Genomic DNA, 23,461 nt, shown 5'->3' on the forward strand with positions numbered 1-23,461 from the left:
CCCAAACTACTTCTTCCAGATTGGTCGTGGCGCGACACACGCGACGCGACAACCCTCTTAGCCTGATGACCATAGCGAGTCGGTCCCACCCCTTCCCATCCCGAACAGGACCGTGAAACGACTCTACGCCGATGATAGTGCGGATTGCCCGTGTGAAAGTAGGTAATCGTCAGGCTTCCTCCTTCGAAACCCCCGCTGCCCGCGCAGTGGGGGTTTTGTCTTTTCCAGGACGGAAATCGCCGGGCCTCGGCCCGGCGTCAGTGCTATCTAGCGCGCCTTCGTCACCCGCCACACCGAATCGCCCACGTCGTCGGCGATGATCAAGCCGCCATCGCCATCCTGCGTGATCCCGACCGGGGCACCATGCAGCTGCTTTTCATCGTCGGAGACGAAGCCTGTCACCACCGGTTTCGGCGCGCCGGTCGGCTTGCCGTTCTCGAACGGCACGTAGACCACCGCATAGCCGCTCAATGGCGACCGGTCCCAGCTACCGTGCTCGCCGATGAAGGCGCCGCCGCGATACTCGGCCGGCAGGTTGTTGCCGGTATAGAACCACAGGCCGAGCGGTGCGACGTGCGAGCCGATCGCGTAGTCGGGGCTGACCGCCTTCGCCACCAGATCCGGCCGCTGCGGCATCACGCGTGAATCGACGTGCTGTCCGTAATAGCTGTACGGCCAGCCATAGAAGCCGCCTTCCTGCACCGACGTCAGATAGTCCGGCACCAGGTCGGCGCCGATTTCGTCGCGCTCGTTCGCAACGGCCCAGAGCTTGCCCGTCTTCGGCTCCCACTGCAGCCCGGTCGGATTGCGGATGCCCGAGGCGAACACGCGGCTCGCGCCGCTGGCCACGTCGACCTCGAGCACGACCGCGCGCCGGTATTCCACGTCGAGACCGTTTTCCCCGACGTTGCTGTTCGAGCCGACGCCGACATAGAGCTTCTTGCCGTCAGGGCTCGCCAGCAGCGACTTGGTCCAGTGATGGTTGATGGTGCTCGGCAGGTCGGCCAGCTCGACGCCGGGCGCGGCGATCTTCGTCTGGCCCGTCGTGTACGGGAATTTCAGCAGCGCATCGGTATCGGCGACGTAGAGCGTGTCGCCGATCAGTTGCACGCCGAACGGCGAATGCAGCTTGTCGATGAACAGGTACTTGTCCCATCCGCCGCCGGCCTTGCGGCGCAGCAGCGTGATCCGGTTGCCGCCCGGCGCGCCCTTGCCGGCGCGGCTGGTCACCATGCCGGCGATCAGCTGCTTCGGCGTGGTCACGGGCTCCGTTTTCGGGCTGTTCGCCTCGACCACCAGGATGTCCTGGTTCGGCAGCACGTAGACCTGCCGCGGATGCTCGAGGCCGCCCGCGATCTTCTCGATGGCGAGCCCGGCCGCCACCTTCGGCGTCTGACCGTCCTGCCAGCCGACGCCCTTCGGCACCTGGATCGGCGGCACGATGAAGTTTTGCGCGCCCGGCAGGGGCGGGTTCGCGCCGGCTTGATGCTCGGGATCGTATCTGGCCTTCTCGCTGCAAGCGCCGAACAGCAACGCAACGGCGAACGCGAGGGCGGTGGCGGCTCCGATGCGCTTATTCATGGCCGACCTCCTGCACCGCGAACTTGCCGAGGGCAAGCGTGAGCTGCGCGAGACCGAGCAGCACGACCGTGATGACCGACAGGATCACGTTCTCGGGCACGATCGCATAGGCATCGCGGCTGTGGACGAACGCGTTGGCGATCGCGGCGATGATGCCCACCAGATTCAGCCAGAAATCGAGGCGCTCGACGCGCAGCACGGGGTGGCGCGACGGCAGCCAGACGTGGCCGAGATTGAGCAGGCGCGGAACGATCGCGATGACGAGCCCGATGCTGACCTGCCACGCGGCGCCCTTGGCCCACAGGATGTCCGCGGTGTTGGCGTAGAGGATGTCGAAGATCAGGGTGCCGACGAACAGGCCATACGGGATCGGATTGAGCAGATCGAAGATCGCGGTGGCCAGCCGCGATCGATATCTCGGGCGATAGGGCGTCATGGAATGGTCCTTTTTCCGGAGAAGACGGGATGCGATGTGAAGCGCATGGACAACACCGACGGCGCGACGCGACCCGCCGTTGCGACGGGCGGGACGTGACGATGTCGGTTCTCAGGCTCTGACGATCGATGCAGCGACACGGCGCGAGGCAGGCATGCCGCGCCGCGACCGGGGAGGACGACGGAGGAAGGGCCCGGTCGATGCCAATATAGACGACCCCGCGCGGATGCGTATTGCAGCAAAATCGCGGCCCGCCGGCGGGGGCGCGTGCTGAATCGCAGCAAATCGGCGCAAGGCGCAACCGATTCGGCCTTGGTGAGGTGACGTCGCGAGATCGATGCGCGCGCAATGATTCCTCCGCATCGGCGGAGGCCGTCCGGCAACGGGAGACAGCGCTATAGCGGAAACGATATAGCGCAGCATGCTGGTAGCCGTATTGTCACTCAATGCTTTCATCCGAAAAAAGCCGCATTTTCGGCATGCTCTTATGAAGACCATTCATCAATGTCTGTGCGATGATGCGCCGTCTGGTCGCACCCCCGCGCGACATTGCCGGCCCGTTGCGCCGGTTGCTTTTCCGGAGCGACGTCGAATGCCTACGCTCGAGAACATGCGCCTGTTCGTGAAGGTGGTCGAGACAGGCAGCTTCACGAAGGCCGCGCAGTCGGCCTTCGTTGCAACGCCACAGGTCTCGCGCGCGATCTCGTCCCTCGAAACGCAGCTGCGCGTGCGGCTGCTCAATCGCACCACGCGCCGCGTGGCGCTGACCGAAGCCGGCGAGCGTTACCTCGCCCACTGCCGGCAGATTCTCGATCTGGTCGATGAAGCCGAGGCGGAGGCCTCGGGCGCCGTGCGCTGCGCGTCGGGCCGCCTGCGCGTGCATGCGAGCGCGGGCTTCGGCCGCCACTATCTCGTGCCGCGTCTTTCGCGCTACCGCGAGTGCTATCCGGAAGTCACGATCGACCTCACGCTCGCACAGCGCATGCCCGATCTGGTCGAAGAAGGCTTCGATCTCGCGCTCGTCGTCGCCAACGAACTCGACGATTCGACGCTGGTCGCCGAGCGCATCGGCACCAGCCACAGCGTGCTGTGCGCGTCGCCCGCCTATCTGGCGCGCGCCGGCGCGCCGGCCGCGGTGGCGGACCTCGACCGTCACGCCTGCCTGCAGCTGGTGGTGCCGAACGCGCCGACCGGCAGCTGGGCGCTGGAAGGCCCGGTGTCGTCCGCCACCTTCACGCCCGCGCGACCCTGGCCGTTCGTCGTCAACATCGCCGACGCGATGGCCGACGCACTGCGCTCGGGCATGGGGATCGGCCCGCTGCCGGTGTGGACCGCGCTCGACGGGTTGCGCGACGGCACGCTCGCTCGCGTGCTGCCGGGCTGGCGGCTGCGCTCGCACGGCATCCACGCGCTCTATCCGTCGCGCCGGCATCTCGAGGCGAAGGTGCGTACCTTCATCGATCACCTGCGCAGCGTGGTGCCGCCGCTGCTCGAACTCGAAACGCATGCACTGAACCGCTTCACGCAATCCCACGCGGCGCCGGTTACGCAGCCGCAGCCGGACCTGACCGACTGCGACGCCTGACCCGCTCCAAGCCTTGCCGCGACACGCTCCAACCATTCCCCCACAAAACCGGGAGCTTTCGATGACCACGTTGAACATCAATGGCGTGACGCACAGCGTCGACGCGCCCGACGACATGCCCCTGCTCTGGGTGCTGCGCGACCTCGTCGGCCTGACCGGTACGAAATTCGGCTGCGGCATCGCCCAGTGCGGCGCCTGCACCGTTCACCTGGACGGCGAGGCCGCGCGCTCGTGCGTGCTGCCGGTGGCCGCCGTGGCCGGCCGCAAGATCACCACGATCGAGGCGGTCGGCATGACGCCGGTGGGCGCGAAGGTCCAGCAGGCGTGGCGCAAGCTCGACGTGGTGCAGTGCGGCTACTGCCAGTCGGGACAAGTGATGGCGGCCGCGTCGCTGCTGGCCTCGAACCCGCACCCGAACGACGCCGACATCGACGCGGCGATGGCGGGCAACATCTGCCGCTGCGGCACCTACAACCGGATTCGCGCGGCGATCAAGCTGGCCGCGCGGGAGGCCTGACCATGTCCTCGGGAATCATCGAAGCGAGCCGCGCCGCGAGCGCGGCCGACGGCGACGCGGCGGGCATCTCGCGGCGCCGCTTCCTGCAGGCCGGCTTCACGCTCGGCGCGGCGGCCGGCGGCGGCCTGCTGCTCGGTTTCGCGGTGCCGGCCTCGGGCGGGGCGACGCGCCCGTCCGTGATTGGCGGCGACGCACCCGACCAGGCGCCGGCCGGGCTGTTCGCGCCGAACGCGTTCGTGCGCGTCGATCGCTCGGGGCAGGTCACGCTGGTGATGCCGAAGGTCGAGATGGGGCAGGGCGTCTACACGTCGATCCCGATGCTGATCGCCGAGGAACTCGAGGTGCCGCTCGACAGCGTGGTGCTCGACCATGCGCCGGCCGACGCGAAGCACTACGGCGACCCGCTGCTGGGCGGTGGCCAGCTGACCGGCGGCTCGACCTCGATCCGCTATGCGTGGGAGCCGATGCGCCGCGCCGGCGCCACCGCGCGCACGCTGCTGGTGGCGGCGGCCGCGCAGCAGTGGAAGGTCGATCCGGCATCGTGCAGCGCGGCGAACGGCGAGGTGCTGCATGCGCCGAGCGGCCGTCGCGCGGGCTACGGCTCGCTGGTCGACGCCGCCGCGAAGCTGCCGGTACCGGCCAACGTGGCGCTGAAGAAGCCCGAGGCGTTCACGCTGATCGGCAAGCCGGTGAAGCGGCTCGATTCGCCCGAGAAGGTGGACGGCACCGCGCAGTTCGGCCTCGACGTGCGGCTGCCGGGCATGCTGTACGCGGCGATCGTCAACAGCCCGGTGTTCGGCGGCACCGTCGCGAGCGTCGACGACAGCGCGGCGAAGCGCGTGCCGGGCGTGCGCCAGGTGGTGCGCGTCGACAACGCGGTGGCGGTGGTGGGCGACCACACCTGGGCCGCCAAGCGCGGCGCCGCGGCGCTGGTGATCACCTGGCACGAAGGCGACGGCGCGCGCGTCTCGATGGACGACATCGTCGGCGATCTCGCGCGCGCGTCCGAGCGCCCCGGCGCCGTGGCGCGCAACGACGGCGACGTGGCCAAGGCGTTCGGCTCGGCCGGCGCGCGCATCGATTCGGTGTATCAGCAACCGTTCCTCGCGCACGCCACGATGGAGCCGGTCAACTGCACGGTCCACGTGCGCGGCGACGGTTGCGAGATCTGGGTCGGCACGCAGGTGCCGGGGTTCGCGGTCGATGCGGCGAAGCGCGTGACCGGCTTCGACGAGAGCCGCATCGTGCTGCACAACCATCTGCTCGGCGGCGGCTTCGGGCGGCGGCTCGAGACCGACATGATCGCGCAGGCGCTGAAGGTCGGCAAACAGGTGGGCGCGCCGGTCAAGGTGGTCTGGACGCGCGAGGAGGACATCCGCCACGACATGTACCGGCCTTACTACTATGACCGGATCTCGGCCGGCGTCGACGCGAACGGCAAGCCGGTGGCGTGGCAGCACCGCATCGTCGGCTCCTCGATCATGGCGCGCTTCGCGCCCGGCGCCGTGAAGAACGGCGTGGACAGCGACGCGGTGGAGGTGGCCGCCGACCTGCCCTACGAGATCCCGAACCAGCGCGTCGAATACGTGCGCCAGGAGCCGCGCCACGTGCCGACCGCGTTCTGGCGCGGCGTCGGCCCGACGCGCAGCGCGTTCGTGGTGGAGAGCTTCATCGACGAACTGGCGGTGCGCGCCAAGGCCGACCCGGTCGCTTATCGACGCTCGCTGCTGGGCCGCACGCCGCGTGCGCGCAACGTGCTCGACGTGGTCACGCGCGAGTCCGGCTGGGGGCAGGCGGTGCCGGCCGGACACGGGCGCGGCGTATCGGTGCTGCATGCGTTCGGCAGCTTCTTCAGCATGATCGTGGACGTGGCGGTGGCCGACGGCGAGGTCAGCGTCGAGCGCGTGGTCTGCGCCGTCGATTGCGGCATGGTGGTGAATCCCGACACGGTCGAGGCGCAGATCCAGGGCGGTATCGTGTTCGGCATCACCGCTGCGCTGTACGGCGAGATCACGATCCGCGACGGGCGTGTCGAGCAGAGCAACTTCACCGACTACCGGATGCTGCGCATCAACCAGACGCCGAAGATCGACGTGCATATCGTGAAGAGCACGGAGGCGCCGGGCGGGATCGGCGAGCCGGGCACCTCGGCGATCGCGGCGGCGGTGGCCAACGCGATCCACGCGGCCACGGGCAAGCGGCTTTACCGGCTGCCCGTCGGCGATCAACTGAAAACGGCATGAGGGAGACGGCGATGACGATTCCGAACCGGCTGCGCCGGGCATTCGGCGCGGCGGCACTGGCCTGCGCCGCGTTCACGGCGCCGGGCGCCCACGCGGCGGTGGCCGACGGCAGCAACGACGCGGCGCTGGTCGCGCGCGGCGAATACCTGGCGCGCGCGGGCGACTGCATCGCCTGCCACACGGCGCCGAAGGGCAAGCCGTTCGCGGGCGGGCTGAAGATGTCCACGCCGATGGGCGCGATCTACACGACCAACATCACGCCCGACGCGGCCACCGGCATCGGCGGCTACAGCGAGGCCGACTTCGCGCGCGCGCTGCGCGAGGGCGTGGCGAAGGACGGCCACAACCTCTATCCGGCGATGCCGTACCCGTCGTATGCGAAGGTCAGCGACGACGACGTGCGCGCGATGTACGCCTACTTCATGCACGGCGTGGCGCCGGTCGCGCAGGCCAACCGCGACAGCGAGATTCGCTGGCCGCTCGACATGCGCTGGCCGCTCAAGCTCTGGAACCTGGTGTTCCTCGACACCACGCGCTACCAGGCCAGGGCCGACCACGATCCGGTCTGGAATCGCGGCGCCTACCTCGTGCAGGGGCTCGGCCATTGCGGCGCGTGCCACACGCCGCGCGGCGTCGGCTTCCAGGAGAAGGCGCTCGACGAGCGCGGCAGCGCGTTCCTGACCGGCGGCCTGCTCGACAACTGGTTCGCCTCGAACCTGACCGGCGAGGCCAATACCGGGCTCGGCCGCTGGAGCGAGGCCGACGTCGCGCAGTTCCTGAAGACCGGCGCGAACGCGCATGCCAGCGCGTTCGGCGCGATGACGGACGCGATCAACCACAGCACGCAGTACCTGAGCGGCGACGACCTGAGCGCGATCGCGCGCTACCTGAAATCGCTGCCGGCCGCGGGCGGCACCGGCGCGCCGCCGTATCGCTACGATCCGCAGCGCACCATGGCCGCGCTGAAGCATCCGGCGGGCGATCCGGGCGCGGCCGTCTACGCCGCGTACTGCATGCACTGCCACGGCACCGACGGCCGCGCGTTCGCGCCGCTGCTCGCGCCGCTCGCCGGCAATCCGAACCTGCTGGAGGCGAACCCGGCGTCGCTGATCAACGTGACGCTGAACGGCACCGCCGATCTCGTGATCGCGGGCGTGCCGGCCGCCTATCCGATGCCGAAGTTCGCCGACGTGCTGACCGACCGCCAGATCGCCGACGTGCTGACCTTCGTGCGCGCGGGCTGGAACAACGGCGCGCCGGCGGTGAGCGCCGACGAGGTCGCGAAGCTGCGCCGCGCCACCGCGGCGGCCCGCTGATGGACAGCGTCGATCTCGACGTGCTGCGCACCAGCGCGCGCTGGCTGGCGGCCGGCCGGCGCGTGCTGCTGGCCACCGTGGTGCGCACCTGGGGATCGTCGCCGCGGCCGGTGGGGGCGCTGCTCGCGCTGCGCGACGACGGGCGCGCGGTCGGCTCGGTGTCGGGCGGCTGCATCGAGGACGACCTGATCGCGCGCGTGCGCGAGGCCGGCATCGCGCACGACGCGCGTCCCGAGACGATCCGCTACGGGATCAGCGCGGACGAGGCGCACCGCTTCGGCCTGCCGTGCGGCGGCACGCTCGAACTCGTGCTCGAGCCGCTCAACGCCGCGAGCGGCATCGCGGCGCTGTGCGAGGCGATCGACGCGGGCCGGCTGGTGGCGCGCACGCTCACGCTTGCCACCGGCGCGGTGGCGCTCGATCACGCGGTGACGGCGGCCGACGGCGTGACGTTCGACGGCGCGAGCCTGCGCACCGTGCATGGCCCGCGCCACCGGATGCTGGTGATCGGCGCGGGGCAGCTGTCGCGCTACCTGTGCCGGATCGCGACCGGCCTCGACTATCAGGTGACGGTGTGCGACCCGCGCGAGGAGCAGGTCGAGGCCTGGGACGTGCCGGGCACGCGGCTGGTGCGCACCATGCCCGACGACACGGTGCTGGAGATGCGGCTCGACGCGCGCTCGTGCGTGATCGCGCTCACGCACGACCCGAAGCTCGACGACCTCGCGCTGATGGAAGCGCTGAAGACGCCCGCGTTCTACGTCGGCGCGCTCGGCTCGCGCCGCAACAACGCCGCGCGCCGCGAGCGGCTGGCCGAGTTCGATCTCGACGCGGCGCAGCTCGCGCGGCTGCACGGGCCGGCCGGGCTGCACATCGGCAGCCGCACGCCGCCCGAGATCGCGCTGTCGATCCTCGCCGAGGTCACGGCGGTCAAGAACGGCATCGCGATTCCACGCACCATGAACATCGCGGTCGCAAAGACCGGCGAATCGGGCTGAGGCGGCGCTCGCGCGATCCCGCGCGCGAAGCTCAGTCGCGATGCTTCAGCGCGTCGATCACGAGCGACAGCGCGCGCGACGACTGCCGGCGGCTCGGGTAGTAGGCGTGATAGCCGGGGAACGTCGCGCTCCATTCCTTCAGCACGCACTTCAGGTTGCCGGCCCGCACGTGCGGCATCAGCTCGTCCTCGGGCAGATAGGTGAGCCCGAAGCCCTCCAGCGCGGCGGCCAGCATCTGCGGCGTGCTGTTGAAGATCAGCTGTCCGTCCACGCGCACCAGCAGGTCGTGCCTGCCTTTCTTCAGCTCCCACGCGTAGAGGCTGCCGCGCGTGGGCAGCCGCAGGTTGATGCAGGCATGGTCGAGCAGGTCCTGCGGACACTTCGGCGCCGGATGGCGCGCGAGGTAATCGGGCGAGCCGGCGATCATCATCCGCACGTCGGGGCCGATCCGCACCGCGATCATGTCGTTGGCGACCTGATCGCCGAAACGCACGCCGATGTCGTAGCGCTGCGCGACGATGTCGGACAGGTTGTAGTCGATCGACATCTCGATCTTGAGGCCGGGATAGTCGGCCAGCAGCGGCTTCAGGCGCGGCCACAGGATCGTGTTGACCGGATGGTCGGTGGCGGTGATGCGGATCAGGCCGACCGGCTTGTCGCGCAGTTCGGACAGCGCGTTCAGCTCGGTTTCGATCTCGTCGAAGCGCGGCGCCGCCACGTGCATCAGCCGTTCGCCGGCCTCGGTGGTGGCGACGCTGCGCGTGGTGCGCGTCAGCAGCCGCACGCCGAGCCGCGCCTCGAGCCCGCGTATCGTGTGGCTCAGCGCCGATTGCGATACGCCGAGCTGGGTGGCGGCCTTGGTGAAGCTGCGTTCGCGCGCGACCGCGAGAAAGGCCAGAAGATCGCTGAAATTGTCGCGTGCCATCGGTAGATCGCCGCCGGATGGCGGGGGATAACGGAATATCGAGAGCGCATCGTACCATCGGCCCGCAAACGGCGTGCGATGCCGTTCCGCGCGGCGTCGACGCGCGCGGGCCGCGCGTCGACGCCGGCCGATTCATGAATCACATTCATAAGGCCATGCCGGCTCGGGCGTCTAATCAAACAATTGCGGCGCTGGTACATTGCGGTTCCCCGGAAGTGGAACGCGCCTTCCGGGCCGAACCTGGAGCCTGCCCGGCCGACCGGCCGCCGGCTCCGCCCGCGCGGCGCGACTCACCGCGCGACGTTCACCGCATGACGCGTTCACCGCCATCGTCGCGCCGCCCGCCGGGCCGTGCGATGTCCGGATCAAGAGGCTGGCGCCGCAAGGCGCAGGAGACGGGCGCCGGTCGAGGCCCGAGCGCGGCGGCACGCCATGCGTGCCGCCCGCAACGGAATCCGCCGACGCCGCAACGGACGTTTGCACGCAGGGGCGTGCGGGCCGTAGCTCCCTGGAGTCGGAAAATCATGAAGTCGTGCTGGAAGGCCGCCTGTGTCGCGGCCGCTTTCGTCATCCCCGCGATCTCCCTCGCGCAGGGCAGCGGCGCGCCGAGCCGCGCCCAGGTGCGGGCCGACCTGGTCCGCTACGAGCGCGCCGGCTTCAATCCGGCCCGCCAGAACCCGTCGCGCCGGGTGGACGACCTGCAGGCCGCGTCGGTGCGCGTGCAGGCCGAAGACGGCGTGGCCACCGCGAGCAACACCGACGCGCAGGCCGCCACCGTGAAGAATTGAGTTTTGTTCAATGCAATCGCCATCTATTTTGTGATAGTTTCGCCATCCGCCCGTCAGCGCGGCGTAATCAAGTCCGGGTGTGAGCCCGGGCATCGCCCGATCGTTGGCTGAGGCCGCCGGGCTCCCTGGTTGTTCCGTGAAGTTTTTCGTCCGTGAAGTGTTGTCCGTCACGGATGCCTTCGTTGCGTCGTCAGGTCGTGGCCGCCAGTTGCGGGCCGGCGACCGGCGGCGCCGGCCGATGCCGCCAGCGCGGTGCCGGTGCTGGTCGTTCCCGTGTTTGCCGCATCGGTTTCCGGCGATGGACTGCCGGCCGGTGCCGTTTCGTTGATTCTTACAGAGGTCGCTCCATGCGCGTCGAACGGGTTTCTTATCGCATTCTTCCTGTCGCGGCAGCCGCCGCGCTGCTCGCCGCCTGCGGAAAGCAGGACGCGGCGCCGCCCCCCCCGGCGCCCGAAGTCGGTGTCGTGACGGTCCAGCCGCAAGCGGTGCCGGTCATCACCGAACTGCCGGGACGCACCAACGCGTTCCTGATGGCCCAGGTCCGGGCGCGCGTCGACGGCATCGTGCTGCGTCGCGAATTCACCGAAGGCTCCGACGTGAAGGCCGGCCAGCGCCTCTACAAGATCGACCCGGCGCCGTACCTCGCCACGCTCAACAGTGCCAAAGCCACGCTCGCGAAGGCTCAGGCGAACCTCGTCTCGACCAACGCGCAGGCCGCGCGCTACAAGGTGCTGGTGGCCGCCAACGCGGTCAGCAAGCAGGACTACGACAACGCCGTGGCCTCGGCCGGCCAGGCCGCGGCCGACGTCGCGTCGGGCAAGGCGGCCGTGGACACCGCGCAGATCAACCTCGGCTACACCGACGTGCTCTCGCCGATCTCGGGCCGCGTCGGGATCTCGCAGGTCACGCCGGGCGCCTACGTGCAGGCCAGCGCGGCGACGCTGATGTCGACCGTGCAGCAGCTCGACCCGATGTACGTGGATCTCACGCAATCGAGCCTCGACGGCCTGAAGCTGCGCCAGGACATCCAGAGCGGGCGCGTGAAGACGGCCGGCCCGAACGCGGCGAAGGTGTCGCTGATCCTCGAGGACGGCCGCACCTACTCGACCGAGGGCAAGCTGCAGTTCACCGACGTGACGGTGGACCAGACCACCGGCTCGGTGACGATCCGCGCGATCTTCCCGAATCCGAACCGCGTGCTGCTGCCGGGCATGTTCGTGCGCGCGCGCATCGAGGAAGGCGTCAACGACAACGCGTTCCTGGTGCCGCAGATCGGCGTGCAGCACGACCCGAAGGGCCAGCCGACCGCGCTGGTGGTGGGCCAGGACAACAAGGTCGCCACCCATGTGCTGAAGACCACCGGCACCTACGGCCAGGACTGGATCGTCGAGGGCGGGCTGCAGGCGGGCGACCGCGTGATCGTGCAGGGCGTGGCGAAGGTGCAGCCGGGCATGACGGTCAAGCCGGTGGCCGCGCAGCTGCCGGCCGATCCGAACGCCGCTTCCGACGCCGGCGCCGCGCAGGCACCGGCCGGCGCCGCATCGGGCGCATCGGGCGCGGCTGCATCCGCGTCGGGCGCATCCGCCGCGAAGTAACGAGGGGTACCAAATGGCAAAGTTTTTTATCGATCGGCCGATCTTCGCGTGGGTGATCGCGATCGTGCTGATGCTCGCGGGCGTCGCGTCGATCTTCACGCTGCCGATCTCGCAGTACCCGACGATCGCGCCGCCCGCGGTGCAGATCACGGCGAACTATCCGGGCGCGTCGGCGAAGACGGTCGAGGACACGGTCACGCAGGTGATCGAGCAGCAGATGAGCGGCCTCGACAACTTCCTGTACATGTCGTCCACCAGTGACGACTCGGGCAACGCCACCATCACCATCTCGTTCGCGCCGGGCACCAACCCGGACATCGCGCAGGTGCAGGTGCAGAACAAGCTGTCGCTGGCCACGCCGATCCTGCCGCAGGTGGTGCAGCAGCTGGGCCTGAAGGTCACGAAGTCGAGCACGAGCTGGCTGATCTGGATCGCGTTCAACTCCGACGACGGCAGCATGGGCCGCAACGACCTGACGAACTACGTCGCCTCGCACGTGCTCGATCCGATCAGCCGCCTGAACGGCGTCGGCCAGACGCTGCTGCTTGGCTCGCAGTACGCGATGCGGATCTGGCTCGACCCGAACAAGCTGACCAACTTCAGCCTGACGCCGTCCGACGTGACCAACGCGATCACGGCGCAGAACGTGCAGATCGCGGGCGGCCAGATCGGCGGCACGCCGGCCAAGCCCGGCACGGTGCTGCAGGCCACCATCACCGAGCAGACGCTGCTGCAGACGCCGGAGCAGTTCGGCAACATCCTGCTGAAGGTGAACCAGGACGGCTCGCAGGTGCGCCTGAAGGACGTGGCGACCATGAACCTGGGGGCGGAGAACTACAACTTCGACACCAAGTACATGGGCCAGCCCACGGCCGGCCTCGGCATCCAGCTGGCCACCGGCGCCAACGCGCTGGCCACGGTCGATGCGATCAAGGGCAAGGTGCAGGAGCTGTCGAAGTACTTCCCGCACGGCATGGTGGTGCATTACCCGTATGACACGACGCCGTTCGTGCGCCTGTCGATCGAGGAAGTGGTCAAGACGCTGCTGGAAGGCATCGTGCTGGTGTTCCTCGTGATGTACCTGTTCCTGCAGAACCTGCGCGCGACGCTGATCCCGACCATCGCGGTGCCGGTGGTGCTGCTCGGCACGTTCGCGATCATGGCCGCGGCGGGCTTCTCGATCAACACGCTGTCGATGTTCGGCCTGGTGCTCGCGATCGGCCTGCTGGTGGACGATGCGATCGTGGTGGTGGAGAACGTCGAGCGCGTGATGGTGGAGGACGGCCTCTCGCCGAAGGAAGCGACCAAGAAGGCGATGGGCCAGATCACCAGCGCGCTGGTGGGCGTGGCGCTGGTGCTGTCGGCGGTGTTCGTGCCGGTGGCGTTCTCGGGCGGTTCGGTGGGCGCGATCTACCGGCAGTTCTCGCTGACGATCGTCTCGGCGATGGTGCTGTCGGTGCTGGTGGCGCTGATTCTCACGCCGGCGCTGTGCGCGACCCTCCTGAAGCCGGTCGAGAAGGGCCATCACGAGGAGAAGAAGGGCTTCTTCGGCTGGTTCAACCGCAACTTCGACAAGGGCCGGGAGAAGTATCACGTGGGCGTGCATCACGTGATCAAGCGCTCGAGCCGCTGGCTCGTGATCTACCTCGCGGTGATCGTCGGCGTCGGCTTCCTGTTCGTGCGGCTGCCGAAGTCGTTCCTGCCGGACGAGGATCAGGGCTACATGTTCATGATCGTGCAGACGCCGCCGGGCTCGACGCAGGAGACCACCGCGCGCACGCTGGCCGACATCACGACGCACATGGCGACGCAGGAAAAGGACGTGGTGGATTCGGTGTTCACCGTGAACGGCTTCAGCTTCGCGGGCCGCGGCCAGAACGCCGGCCTCGTGTTCGTCAAGCTCAAGCCGTTCGAGGAGCGCCGCAGCGCCGATCGCAAGGTGCAGGCGCTGCTGAAGCGGACCATGGGCCACTACGCGGCCTACAAGGACGCCTTGGTGATTCCGTTCAATCCGCCGTCGATTCCCGAACTGGGTACCGCCGCCGGCTTCGATTTCGAGCTGACCGACAACGGCGGCCTCGGCCACGACGCGCTGATGGCCGCGCGCAACCAGCTGCTCGGGATGGCCGCGAAGGATCCGGCGCTGGCGCTGGTGCGCCCGAACGGCCTGAACGACACGCCGCAGTTCAAGGTCGACATCGACCGCGAGAAGGCCAACGCGCTCGGCGTGACGCCGGCCGCGATCGACCAGACGTTCTCGATCGCGTGGGCCTCGCAGTACGTCAACAACTTCCTCGATACCGACGGCCGGATCAAGAAGGTGTACGTGCAGGCCGACTCGCCGTTCCGCGTCACGCCCGAAGACCTGAACATCTGGTACGTGCGCAACAGCGCGGGCGGGATGGTGCCGTTCAGCGCGTTCGCGACCGGCCACTGGACCTACGGTTCGCCGAAGCTGGAGCGCTACAACGGCATCTCGTCGGTGGAAATCCAGGGGCAGGCGTCGCCGGGCAACAGTACCGGCCAGGCGATGGCGGCCATGGAGAAGATCTCGCAGAAGCTGCCGAACGGCATCGGCTATTCGTGGACGGGCCTCTCGTTCCAGGAAATCCAGTCGGGCTCGCAGGCGCCGATCCTCTACGCGATCTCGATCCTGGTGGTGTTCCTGTGTCTGGCGGCGCTGTATGAAAGCTGGTCGATCCCGTTCTCGGTGATCATGGTGGTGCCGCTCGGCGTGATCGGCGCGCTGATCGCCACCACGGTGCGCGGGCTCGAGAACGACGTGTTCTTCCAGGTCGGCCTGCTGACCACGGTGGGGCTGTCGGCGAAGAACGCGATCCTGATCGTGGAATTCGCGCGCGAGCTGCAGATCGGCGAGAAGATGGGGCCGGTCGAGGCGGCGCTGGAAGCGGCGCGGCTGCGGCTGCGCCCGATCCTGATGACCTCGCTCGCGTTCATCCTCGGCGTGCTGCCGCTCGCGATCAGCAACGGCGCGGGCTCGGCGAGCCAGCACGCGATCGGTACCGGCGTGATCGGCGGGATGTTGACCGCAACGTTCCTCGCGATTTTCATGATCCCCATGTTCTTCGTGAAGGTGCGGGCGGTGTTCGGCGGCGAGAAGGAAGACGCTGACGAGGCGCTGCGTCTGGCGCAGGAGCACGCGCACCGGACCCAGGAAGGCGGCGACGGCAACAAGGAACAGTGACAATGCGAAAATTTGCTTTGACTGCAATGGCGGTCGCGCTCGTCGCCACCGGCTGCACGCTGGCACCGCACTACGAGCGTCCGGACGCGCCGGTCGCGAACGCGTTCCCGTCCGACGGCGTCTACGCGACGCAGCCGGGCGCGAGCGCGACCAAGAGCGCGAACGGCCAGGCCGCCAGCGACATCGGCTGGCGCAACTTCTTCACCGATCCGCGGCTGCGGCAGCTGATCGAGCTGGCGCTGAAGAACAACCGCGACCTGCGCGTGTCGGTGCTCAACGTCGAGGCGGCGCGCGCGCAGTACCAGATCACGCGCGCCGAGCTGCTGCCCACGCTGGGCGGCACCGGCACCGGCTCGCTGCAGCGGCTGCCGGCCGGGGTCTCGACCACCAACGGCCCGCTCATCACGCGCACCTACAACGTCGGGCTCTCGGCATCGTGGGAGCTGGACCTGTTCGGCCGGATCCAGAGCCTGAAGGACCAGGCGCTCGCGCAATACCTGTCGACGGCGCAGGCGCGCAAGGCCGCGGAGATCTCGCTGATCTCGCAGGTGGCGGACCAGTACCTGACGGTGCTGTCCACCGACGACCTGCTGAAGGTGACGGAGGACACGCTGAAGACGGCGCAGTCCTCGTACAACCTGACCAAGCTGCAGTTCGACAACGGCACCGGCTCGGAGCTGGACCTGCGTCAGGCGCAGACGGTGGTCGAGCAGGCGCTGGCGAACCAGCAGGCGCAGGCGCGCGCGCGGGCACAGGCGCTCAACGCGCTGGTGGTGCTGGTGGGCGAGCCGCTGCCGGAGGACCTGCCGGCGGGGCTGCCGCTCGACTCGCAGGACCTGCTGACGGACATCCCGGCGGGGCTGCCGTCGGACCTGCTCACGCGCCGGCCCGACATCATGGAGGCCGAGCAGACGCTGCGCGCGGCCAACGCGAACATCGGCGCGGCGCGCGCGGCGTTCTTCCCGCGCATCTCGCTGACGGGCGCGTTCGGCACGGCGAGCCCGACGCTGGGCGGGCTGTTCAAGGCGGGGACGGCGGCCTGGTCGTTCGCGCCGGACATCACGCTGCCGATCTTCGAGGGCGGCTCGAACCTGGCGAACCTCGACTTGGCGCACGTGCAGAAGCGCATCGAGGTGGCGAACTACGAGAAGGCGATCCAGACGGCGTTCCAGGAAGTGTCGGACGGTCTGGCCGCGCGCGGGACGTTCGACCAGCAGATCGCGGCGCTGCAACGCAACGAGCAGGCGCAGCAGCGTCGCTACGACCTGTCGGATTTGCGTTACAAGAACGGGGTGGACAACTACCTGACGGTGCTGACGGCGCAGACGGACCTGTACACGGCGCAGCAGTCGCTGATATCGGCGCGGCTGTCGCGCTGGACGAATCTGGTGGACCTGTACCGTGCGCTGGGCGGTGGCTGGATCGAGCACTCGGGCGACACGCCGCGCGAGGCCGATGCGCCGGTCGATTACGGCAAGGCTGCGGCGCCGGCGGCGCCGGCTTCGCAAGCCCCGGCGGGCTGAGCCACGATCGAGGCGGGTGGGCGGTGGCAACGCCGGCCCGCGTGCCCCGAACCCGGCAACACGACACGACACCCCGGCAGGCCTCACGGCTTGCCGGGGTGTCGTTTTTTTGTCCGCGTCGCGCCGGCCGCGCGGCAGGCACTGTTGGCCACGCGTCACCGACCTGTCGGCGCGCGACATCGCCGGGACCGCGCCGGCCGCGCGCCGATTCCATCCCATTGCGTTGTCGCAATTCTTCTAGATGGCCGCCTGCGCTTCCGGTTGAATAGCGCTCCGAATCAGGCAATTTGTTCGAAGCGCGCCGGGCGGATGCCGATCCGTGCCGGGAGCCGCCGCGCGCGGCGCAGGGTAAGTCTTTTGATGACGGACGTCGGGAAAATCATGTTCAACTATTCCACCAGCACCATCGAAGCGGTCGATCCGGACCTCTGGCAGGCGATCCAGCAGGAAAACCAGCGCCAGGAAGATCACATCGAGCTGATCGCCTCCGAGAACTACACGAGCCCGGCCGTGATGGCCGCGCAAGGCTCGCAGCTGACCAACAAGTACGCCGAGGGCTATCCCGGCAAGCGCTACTACGGCGGTTGCGAATACGTGGACGTGGTCGAACAGCTGGCGATCGACCGCGTCAAGGCGCTGTTCGGCGCGGACGCGGCCAACGTGCAGCCGAACTCGGGCTCGCAGGCCAACCAGGGCGTGTTCTTCGCGATGTTGAAGCCCGGCGACACGATCATGGGGATGAGCCTCGCGCACGGCGGCCACCTCACGCACGGCTCGCCGGTGAACATGTCGGGCAAGTGGTTCAACGTGGTGAGCTACGGCCTGAACGAAGACGAGGACATCGACTACGAAGCGGCCGAAAAGCTGGCACAGGAACACAAGCCGAAGATGATCGTGGCGGGCGCGTCGGCGTTCGCGCTGAAGATCGACTTCGAGCGTCTGGCGAGGATCGCGAAGTCGGTGGGCGCGTACCTGATGGTGGACATGGCGCACTACGCGGGGCTGATCGCGGCGGGCGTGTATCCGAACCCGGTGCCGCACGCGGACTTCGTGACGACGACCACGCACAAGAGCCTGCGCGGCCCGCGCGGCGGGGTGATCCTGATGAGGGCCGAGTACGAGAAGCCGATCAACTCGGCGATCTTCCCGGGGATCCAGGGTGGCCCGCTGATGCACGTGATCGCGGCGAAGGCGGTGGCGTTCAAGGAAGCGGCGCAGCCGGAGTTCAAGGCGTATCAGCAGCAGGTGGTGGAGAACGCGCGGGTGCTGGCGCAGACGCTGGTCAAGCGCGGGCTGCGGATCGTGTCGGGTCGCACGGAAAGCCACGTGATGCTGGTGGACCTGCAGGCGAAGAAGATCACGGGCAAGGCGGCGGAAGCGGCGCTGGGCGCGGCGCACATCACGGTGAACAAGAACGCGATTCCGAACGATCCGGAGAAGCCGTTCGTGACGAGCGGGATTCGTCTGGGTTCGCCGGCGATGACGACGCGCGGCTTCGGCGCGAAGCAAGCCGAGATCGTCGGCAACCTGATCGCCGACGTGCTCGACAATCCGGAAGACACGGCGACCATCGAGCGCGTGCGCGCGCAGGTGGCCGAGCTGACGAAGCAGTTCCCGGTGTACGGCGGCCGTTCGGAGGCCTGAGCGACCGAGGCACCGGCAGGGGCGGAGCTTTTACCACGCGTGCGTTGCGCGTGACGGCTCCGCCCGCATCGATCCGGTTGCCTTTCCATCCGGAGGCCGCGCATGGCGGATTCCCTCGACACGATCGGCGTGACCGCGTGGCTGCGTGATCTGTCTATTTATCTCGACGCCGAGCACCGTGAATGCGAGGCGCTCGACGCGGCACGCGCCGCGCTCGCGGGCGTGCCCGGGCCGGTGGCGCCGCGTGAGGCGCCGCGCACGTCCGACACCGTCGAGGCGTGGCTGGACGATGCCCTGCATCGCGCCGCGGCCGCCGATGCCGCGCTCGCGCCGCTGGCCGCGGGCTTCGCGCGGCTCGTGCCGGCGCTGCGCTGGTACCGGCGCCCGACCGACGAACCCGATCCGGCATTCGAGCAGGGCCATGCGAACGCGATCGTGATCGGCGGCGCGGGGCTCGCGACGCTCGGCACGATGATCGTCGGCGTGTCGCTGCTCGCGCCGTGCATCGCGTATCCCGTGCATCGGCATCCGCCCGACGAGGTCTACGTCGTGATGTCCGACGGCCAGTGGTGGCGCGATGGCACCGCATGGTGGACGCCCGGCCCCGGCGCGCTCGTGCATAACCGCGGCGGCGAATGGCATGCGATGCGCGCCGCGGCCACGCCGCTGTTCGCCGTCTGGTTCCTGACCGGCGCCGGCCGCTGAATCATGATGCGGCGCCGGATGGCCGCTGCGGGGCCGCCTCGGCCTGCGCCTCGCCGTCGGCGCGCACGAAATCGATGAACGCGCGCAGCGGCGCCGGCACGAGCCGCCGCCCCGGGTAGTAGAGGAACGGCCCCGAGAACGTTTCCCACCAGCCTTCCAGCACCGGTTCGAGCGCGCCGCTCGCGAGGTGCGGGCGCAGCCAGTCCTCGAACAGGCGGACGATGCCGGTGCCGGCCACCGCCGCGTCGACGGCCAGGTCCACCGCCGCGCCCAGCTGCACGAGCAGTTGCCCCGACGGCTCGATGCGTACCGTCTCGCCGTCGCGCTCGAAGCTCCACGGCGGCATCGCGCCGCTCGGGAAGCGGCCGAGGATGCAGTCGTGGTCGAGCAGCTCGCGCGGATGCGCGGGCCGCCCGCGCCGGTCCAGGTAGGCGGGCGAGGCCGCCATCGCGAAGCGCTGCAGGCGCGGGCCGATCGGCACCGCGATCATGTCCTGTTCGAGCCGTTCCTCGTAGCGGATGCCGGCGTCGCAGCCCACCGCCAGCACGTCGACGAAATTCTCGTCGGCCGATACTTCGAGCCGGATCTCGGGATAGGCCGCCAGGAAGCGCGGCACGATCGACGGCAGCACCAGCCGCGCCACGCTGACCGGCACGTTCAGGCGCAGCGTGCCGGCCGGCCGGTCGCGAAAGCCGTTGACCTCGTCGAGCGCCGCCTCCACTTCGCCGAACGCCGGCGCGAGCCGCGCCAGCAGCCGCTGGCCGGCCTCGGTCGGCACCACGCTGCGGGTGGTGCGATTCAGCAGCCGCACGCCGAGCCGCGCCTCCAGCCTGCGCACCGCCTCGCTGAGTCCGGACGCGCTGGTGCCGGTGGCGCGCGCGCCGTCGCGAAAGCCGTTCGCGCGCGCCACCGCCACGAACGCGCTCAGGTCCGACAGATCGACGTTCATTGTTCGCTCCTTCGTACAAGTCGTGCGGATTATGGTGGCTTATCGATGGAATCGCCAGCGCGTAAGCTCGGGTTTCGCTACCAGGAGGCGCTTCATGAACGCATCGACCCCGACCCAGGTTTTCCCGCTCGGCAGCCATTCGGTCCGCCGCATCGGCTACGGCGCCATGCAGCTGGCCGGCCCCGGCGTGTTCGGTCCGCCGAAGGATCACGCCGCCGCGCTGGCCGTGCTGCGCGCGGCCGTGGAGGCCGGCGTCGACCATATCGACACCAGCGATTTCTACGGCCCGCACGTCACGAACCAGTTGATCCGCGAGGCGCTGCATCCGTATCGCGACGAACTCGTGATCGTGACCAAGGTGGGCGCGCGCCGCGACGCGGCCGGCGCCTGGCTGCCGGCGTTCTCCGCCGCCGAGCTGGAGCGCGCGATCCACGACAACCTGCGCAATCTCGGCCGCGACGTGCTCGACGTGGTGAACCTGCGCGCGATGTTCTCGATCCACGGGCCGGCCGAGGGCTCGATCGAGGCGCCGCTGAGCGCGCTGGCCGAACTGCAGCGCAAGGGGCTGGTGCGCCATGTCGGGCTCAGCAACGTGACGCGCGCGCAGATCGAGGAAGGGCGGCGCATCTGCGAGATCGTCTGCGTGCAGAACCTGTACAACCTCGCGCATCGCGACGACGACGCGCTGATCGACACGCTGGCCGACGAGGGCGTGGCCTACGTGCCGTTCTTCCCGCTCGGCGGGTTCTCGCCGCTGCAATCCTCGGAGCTTTCCGCCGTGGCCGGGCGGCTCGGCGCCACGCCGATGCAGGTCGCGCTGGCGTGGCTGCTGCGCCGCGCGCCGAACGTGCTGCTGATTCCCGGCACCTCGTCGGTCACGCATCTGCGCGAGAACCTCGCCGCCGGACAGCTCGACCTGCCCGACGACGCGATGCGCGAACTGGACGCGATCGGCGCGGCCTGAGGTAACGAAGCCGTGGCGTGAAGCGGGGCCGGCGGCGCCGGGCGGTGCTGATGGCCGGCCGGCGCGGCACGGCACGGCATGCCCGGGCGCCGGCAAGACAAGGCGCGCCCCGGCATGGCCGGCGGCGGGCAACCAGCGGAGCGCGGCTGGCGCGGGCAGCGGCGCGGGCTGTTAGCCCCCGTCGTGCCGGATTCCTTTCAGCACTCCTTTCCGGACCGTTTCGGCTTCTTTTCGGCCGTCTTTTCCCCCTTGCCGTGGCCCTCGTTCGGCCCGCTTCGGCGCACCGCGCCGGCGCGTTTCGCATCGGCTGCCGCGCATTCCCGCCGGCGTGCGCGGCGCGTGCGGCCGCCGTCCGGACGATGCGCGAATTCCCCGCGTTTCATCACGCCGATGCGGTGGCGCGCCGGGTTTGTTGCGGCGTTCGCGGGCTTTGCACGGACATTTCCGGATGCGCGGAACGCTCAGGTCGATTACAGTGTTCGGTCAGCGCGGCGGCGGGACGTTCCCGCCGCCCCAATAAAACAGGAGCGGACCACGATGAGCACCGGCAGCACCCCGACTTTCCCGATCGAGCGTCACCCGAATCCGACTTCCGCCGAAGCTCGCGCGCGATTGCTCGAGAATCCCGGCTTCGGCAAGGTTTTCACCGACTACATGGTGACGATCCGCTACACGGAAGGCCAGGGCTGGCACGACGCGAAGATCGAGCCGCGCCGTGCGCTCCAGGTCGATCCGGCCACGCTGGTGCTGCACTACGCGCAGGAAATCTTCGAAGGCATGAAGGCGTACCCGCTGCCCGACGGCCAGGTCGCGCTGTTCCGCCCCGAGCAGAACGCGCGCCGGTTCCAGAACTCGGCGGCGCGGCTGGCGATGGCGCAGCTGCCGGAAGAACTGTTCGTGGAAGCGGTGCGCCAGCTCGTGAAGCTGGAGCGCGACTGGATTCCGTCGGCGGAAGGCAGCGCGCTTTACCTGCGTCCGTTCATGATCGCCGACGAGGTGGTGCTGGGCGTGAAGCCGTCGGCGCAGTACCTGTTCTGCGTGGTGGCCACGCCGGTGGGCGCCTACTTCAAGGGCGACGCGTCGAAGGGCGTGGCGATCTGGGTGTCGGACAGCTACACGCGCGCGGCGCCCGGCGGCACCGGCGACGCGAAGTGCGGCGGCAACTACGCGGCGAGCCTCGCCGCGCAGGCCGAGGCGACGCGCGAGGGCTGCGATCAGGTGGTGTTCCTCGACGCGGTGGAGCGGCGCTGGATCGAGGAACTGGGCGGCATGAACGTGTTCTTCGTGTTCGACGACGGCTCGCTGCAGACGCCGCCGCTGACCGGCACGATCCTGCCGGGCATCACGCGTGCCTCGCTGATCGAGCTGGCGCGCGATCTGGGCTACACCGTGCGCGAGGAGCCTTACTCGATCGAGCAGTGGGAAGCCGACGCGAAGAGCGGCCGGCTGGTGGAGGCGTTCGCCTGCGGGACCGCGGCCGTCGTCACGGCGATCGGGCAGGTGAAGGGCCGCAAGCACGGCTTCATGATCGGCGACGGCGGCGCCGGCCCGGTGGCGACGCGTCTGAAGAAGACGCTGGTGGGCATCCAGACCGGGCGCGAAGCCGATGCGCACGGCTGGGTCGACATCCTCGGCTGAATCCGGTTCTGACGGCGTGCCGTGCGAGCCTCGGGCGCGCGCGGCACGCCGTCAATCCTGCGGCGGCTCTCCGGCCGCGTCGGTTCTTTTGGCTTTCCTGGTCTTCCTGACCTTCCCGGCGTTCTCCCCCCTTCGCAGCTTTCCCGGCCTTTCCGGCTTTCTTCGCCTGCTTCGCCTCTTCGGCCTTCTGGACGGATCCCCGCGATGGCCGGCGGATCTCCCACGCCTGGCCGCCGACGGTGACCTGGAACCTGCCCGCATCCTGATCGGATCTACCCGGCTGGCAGGCCGGAATCGCAGGAGAACCGTTCCTCGGAAACTGGAAGTCCGCGCCGATCCGGTGGCCGATGATGCGCACGCGCTTGCGCGTCTGCGGCACGCCGCAGCCGGCGAGATTCACCTTCCGCAGGCGCACGCCGTAGCCGATCGCCAGGAACTCCCTGACCAACGAGGACGGTGCCTCGCCATGGCCCGAGGTGAGCAGCCCCTCGACGTTCTCGAAGATGAACCGGCGCGGCCTGAGCTCGGCGACGATGTGCGGGTAGTTGAAGATCAACGGGTCGCGCGGGTCGTCGGCGCGCCGGCGGTGCTGAAGCCCTGGCAGAGGGCCGCCGATCAGCGCGAACGGCTCGCGGCCGCCCGGCATGTCCTTGAAGAACGACGGCCGGACCGTCGTCAGGTCGAGCGCGTGGCAGGTGCCGCCGACGTTGTTTTCATAGGTGCGGCACCGGTCCCGGTCGATCTCGGCGCCGCACCGCGGCTTCAGTCCGGCCGCCGCGAAACCGTAGGAAAATCCGCCCGCTCCCGGGAACAGGGAAAGTACGGCACCGGATCCCGGAGTCATGGCAA

General features: G+C 69.2%; 18 protein-coding genes and 1 rRNA gene. 14 read left to right on the forward strand and 5 right to left on the reverse strand.

Going from position 1 to position 23,461, the window contains the following annotated elements; all coding sequences use genetic code 11:
• Window positions 1-61: 61 nt before the first annotated feature.
• Window positions 62-175, forward strand: a 5S ribosomal RNA gene (gene rrf / locus bpln_RS19805).
• 92 nt (window positions 176-267) lie between these two features.
• Here the strand turns inward: rrf and bpln_RS19810 are convergent.
• Window positions 268-1,581, reverse strand: a complete 1,314-nt coding sequence (locus bpln_RS19810) for a PQQ-dependent sugar dehydrogenase (RefSeq protein WP_055139758.1) — start codon at window positions 1,579-1,581, stop codon at window positions 268-270.
• On the reverse strand, window positions 1,574-2,017 hold the full coding sequence (locus tag bpln_RS19815) for a DUF2231 domain-containing protein (RefSeq protein ID WP_042627095.1): 444 nt from the start codon (window positions 2,015-2,017) through the stop codon (window positions 1,574-1,576). Before bpln_RS19815 ends, bpln_RS19810 begins: the two co-directional genes overlap by 8 nt.
• A gap of 592 nt (window positions 2,018-2,609) precedes the next feature.
• On the opposite strand from bpln_RS19815, the gene bpln_RS19820 reads away from it, so the two are divergent.
• The 5 genes from bpln_RS19820 to bpln_RS19840 all read left to right on the forward strand — a co-directional run bounded on the left by bpln_RS19820 (window position 2,610) and on the right by bpln_RS19840 (window position 8,676).
• Complete coding sequence (locus bpln_RS19820; RefSeq protein ID WP_055139759.1) at window positions 2,610-3,602, forward strand: LysR family transcriptional regulator; 993 nt, start codon at window positions 2,610-2,612, stop codon at window positions 3,600-3,602.
• 61 nt (window positions 3,603-3,663) lie between these two features.
• The gene (locus tag bpln_RS19825) at window positions 3,664-4,119 is read left to right on the forward strand and encodes a (2Fe-2S)-binding protein (RefSeq protein ID WP_042627097.1); all 456 of its coding nucleotides are present in this window, start codon (window positions 3,664-3,666) and stop codon (window positions 4,117-4,119) included.
• Between the two features lie 2 nt (window positions 4,120-4,121).
• A complete protein-coding gene (locus bpln_RS19830; protein WP_055139760.1) occupies window positions 4,122-6,362 on the forward strand; it encodes a xanthine dehydrogenase family protein molybdopterin-binding subunit in 2,241 nt (746 codons plus the stop codon).
• Entirely contained in the window at window positions 6,359-7,678 is a 1,320-nt protein-coding gene (locus bpln_RS19835; RefSeq protein WP_055139761.1) for a cytochrome c, read from the forward strand. Before bpln_RS19830 ends, bpln_RS19835 begins: the two co-directional genes overlap by 4 nt.
• A complete protein-coding gene (locus bpln_RS19840) occupies window positions 7,678-8,676 on the forward strand; it encodes an XdhC family protein (RefSeq protein WP_055139762.1) in 999 nt (332 codons plus the stop codon). Before bpln_RS19835 ends, bpln_RS19840 begins: the two co-directional genes overlap by 1 nt.
• A gap of 31 nt (window positions 8,677-8,707) precedes the next feature.
• Here bpln_RS19840 and bpln_RS19845 read toward each other — a convergent pair whose 3' ends face one another.
• On the reverse strand, window positions 8,708-9,601 hold the full coding sequence (locus bpln_RS19845; RefSeq protein WP_042627101.1) for a LysR family transcriptional regulator: 894 nt from the start codon (window positions 9,599-9,601) through the stop codon (window positions 8,708-8,710).
• A gap of 524 nt (window positions 9,602-10,125) precedes the next feature.
• On the opposite strand from bpln_RS19845, the gene bpln_RS19850 reads away from it, so the two are divergent.
• The 6 genes from bpln_RS19850 to bpln_RS19875 all read left to right on the forward strand — a co-directional run bounded on the left by bpln_RS19850 (window position 10,126) and on the right by bpln_RS19875 (window position 19,061).
• Entirely contained in the window at window positions 10,126-10,389 is a 264-nt protein-coding gene (locus tag bpln_RS19850; RefSeq protein ID WP_055139763.1) for a DUF4148 domain-containing protein, read from the forward strand.
• A 347-nt stretch (window positions 10,390-10,736) separates the two neighbouring features.
• Window positions 10,737-11,984, forward strand: a complete 1,248-nt coding sequence (locus bpln_RS19855; RefSeq protein WP_055139764.1) for an efflux RND transporter periplasmic adaptor subunit — start codon at window positions 10,737-10,739, stop codon at window positions 11,982-11,984.
• 13 nt (window positions 11,985-11,997) lie between these two features.
• Window positions 11,998-15,189: an efflux RND transporter permease subunit gene (locus bpln_RS19860; RefSeq protein ID WP_055139765.1), complete on the forward strand. Its 3,192-nt coding sequence runs from the start codon at window positions 11,998-12,000 to the stop codon at window positions 15,187-15,189.
• Between the two features lie 2 nt (window positions 15,190-15,191).
• Window positions 15,192-16,712 carry an efflux transporter outer membrane subunit gene (locus bpln_RS19865; RefSeq protein ID WP_042625877.1) on the forward strand — a complete coding sequence of 507 codons (1,521 nt, stop codon included), beginning with the start codon at window positions 15,192-15,194 and terminating at the stop codon, window positions 16,710-16,712.
• Between the two features lie 381 nt (window positions 16,713-17,093).
• A complete protein-coding gene (glyA, locus tag bpln_RS19870; protein ID WP_042627106.1) occupies window positions 17,094-18,356 on the forward strand; it encodes a serine hydroxymethyltransferase in 1,263 nt (420 codons plus the stop codon).
• Window positions 18,357-18,458: 102 nt separating this feature from the next.
• Complete coding sequence (locus tag bpln_RS19875; protein WP_055139766.1) at window positions 18,459-19,061, forward strand: dimethylsulfonioproprionate lyase family protein; 603 nt, start codon at window positions 18,459-18,461, stop codon at window positions 19,059-19,061.
• A 1-nt stretch (window position 19,062) separates the two neighbouring features.
• Here the strand turns inward: bpln_RS19875 and bpln_RS19880 are convergent, their stop codons facing one another.
• A complete protein-coding gene (locus bpln_RS19880; RefSeq protein ID WP_042627107.1) occupies window positions 19,063-20,010 on the reverse strand; it encodes a LysR family transcriptional regulator in 948 nt (315 codons plus the stop codon).
• Window positions 20,011-20,104: 94 nt separating this feature from the next.
• Here bpln_RS19880 and bpln_RS19885 point away from each other — a divergent pair, with 94 nt between their 5' ends.
• Both bpln_RS19885 and bpln_RS19890 read left to right on the forward strand, forming a co-directional pair.
• Window positions 20,105-20,974 carry an aldo/keto reductase family oxidoreductase gene (locus bpln_RS19885; RefSeq protein ID WP_042627108.1) on the forward strand — a complete coding sequence of 290 codons (870 nt, stop codon included), beginning with the start codon at window positions 20,105-20,107 and terminating at the stop codon, window positions 20,972-20,974.
• A gap of 537 nt (window positions 20,975-21,511) precedes the next feature.
• On the forward strand, window positions 21,512-22,612 hold the full coding sequence (locus bpln_RS19890) for a branched-chain amino acid aminotransferase (RefSeq protein WP_042627109.1): 1,101 nt from the start codon (window positions 21,512-21,514) through the stop codon (window positions 22,610-22,612).
• Here bpln_RS19890 and bpln_RS34255 read toward each other — a convergent pair.
• On the reverse strand, window positions 22,497-23,456 hold the full coding sequence (locus bpln_RS34255; protein WP_082465366.1) for a DNA cytosine methyltransferase: 960 nt from the start codon (window positions 23,454-23,456) through the stop codon (window positions 22,497-22,499). The genes bpln_RS19890 and bpln_RS34255 overlap by 116 nt on opposite strands.
• Between the last annotated feature and the right edge of the window lie 5 nt (window positions 23,457-23,461).

Source organism: Burkholderia plantarii, from assembly GCF_001411805.1.
Taxonomy (GTDB): Bacteria; Pseudomonadota; Gammaproteobacteria; order Burkholderiales; family Burkholderiaceae; genus Burkholderia; species Burkholderia plantarii.

Bases quoted from the DNA above. Each gene is read 5' to 3' on its own strand.
- bpln_RS19825 (WP_042627097.1), top strand. From the start codon at position 3,664: ATGACCACGTTGAACATCAATGGCGTGACGCACAGCGTCGACGCGCCC.
- bpln_RS19890 (WP_042627109.1), top strand. From the start codon at position 21,512: ATGAGCACCGGCAGCACCCCGACTTTCCCGATCGAGCGTCACCCGAAT.
- bpln_RS19815 (WP_042627095.1), bottom strand. From the start codon at position 2,017: ATGACGCCCTATCGCCCGAGATATCGATCGCGGCTGGCCACCGCGATC.
- bpln_RS19880 (WP_042627107.1), bottom strand. From the start codon at position 20,010: ATGAACGTCGATCTGTCGGACCTGAGCGCGTTCGTGGCGGTGGCGCGC.
- bpln_RS19840 (WP_055139762.1), top strand. From the start codon at position 7,678: ATGGACAGCGTCGATCTCGACGTGCTGCGCACCAGCGCGCGCTGGCTG.
- bpln_RS19810 (WP_055139758.1), bottom strand. From the start codon at position 1,581: ATGAATAAGCGCATCGGAGCCGCCACCGCCCTCGCGTTCGCCGTTGCG.
- bpln_RS19865 (WP_042625877.1), top strand. From the start codon at position 15,192: ATGCGAAAATTTGCTTTGACTGCAATGGCGGTCGCGCTCGTCGCCACC.
- bpln_RS19845 (WP_042627101.1), bottom strand. From the start codon at position 9,601: ATGGCACGCGACAATTTCAGCGATCTTCTGGCCTTTCTCGCGGTCGCG.
- bpln_RS19855 (WP_055139764.1), top strand. From the start codon at position 10,737: ATGCGCGTCGAACGGGTTTCTTATCGCATTCTTCCTGTCGCGGCAGCC.
- glyA (WP_042627106.1), top strand. From the start codon at position 17,094: ATGTTCAACTATTCCACCAGCACCATCGAAGCGGTCGATCCGGACCTC.
- bpln_RS19850 (WP_055139763.1), top strand. From the start codon at position 10,126: ATGAAGTCGTGCTGGAAGGCCGCCTGTGTCGCGGCCGCTTTCGTCATC.
- bpln_RS19885 (WP_042627108.1), top strand. From the start codon at position 20,105: ATGAACGCATCGACCCCGACCCAGGTTTTCCCGCTCGGCAGCCATTCG.
- bpln_RS19875 (WP_055139766.1), top strand. From the start codon at position 18,459: ATGGCGGATTCCCTCGACACGATCGGCGTGACCGCGTGGCTGCGTGAT.
- bpln_RS19830 (WP_055139760.1), top strand. From the start codon at position 4,122: ATGTCCTCGGGAATCATCGAAGCGAGCCGCGCCGCGAGCGCGGCCGAC.
- bpln_RS19835 (WP_055139761.1), top strand. From the start codon at position 6,359: ATGAGGGAGACGGCGATGACGATTCCGAACCGGCTGCGCCGGGCATTC.
- bpln_RS34255 (WP_082465366.1), bottom strand. From the start codon at position 23,456: ATGACTCCGGGATCCGGTGCCGTACTTTCCCTGTTCCCGGGAGCGGGC.
- bpln_RS19820 (WP_055139759.1), top strand. From the start codon at position 2,610: ATGCCTACGCTCGAGAACATGCGCCTGTTCGTGAAGGTGGTCGAGACA.
- bpln_RS19860 (WP_055139765.1), top strand. From the start codon at position 11,998: ATGGCAAAGTTTTTTATCGATCGGCCGATCTTCGCGTGGGTGATCGCG.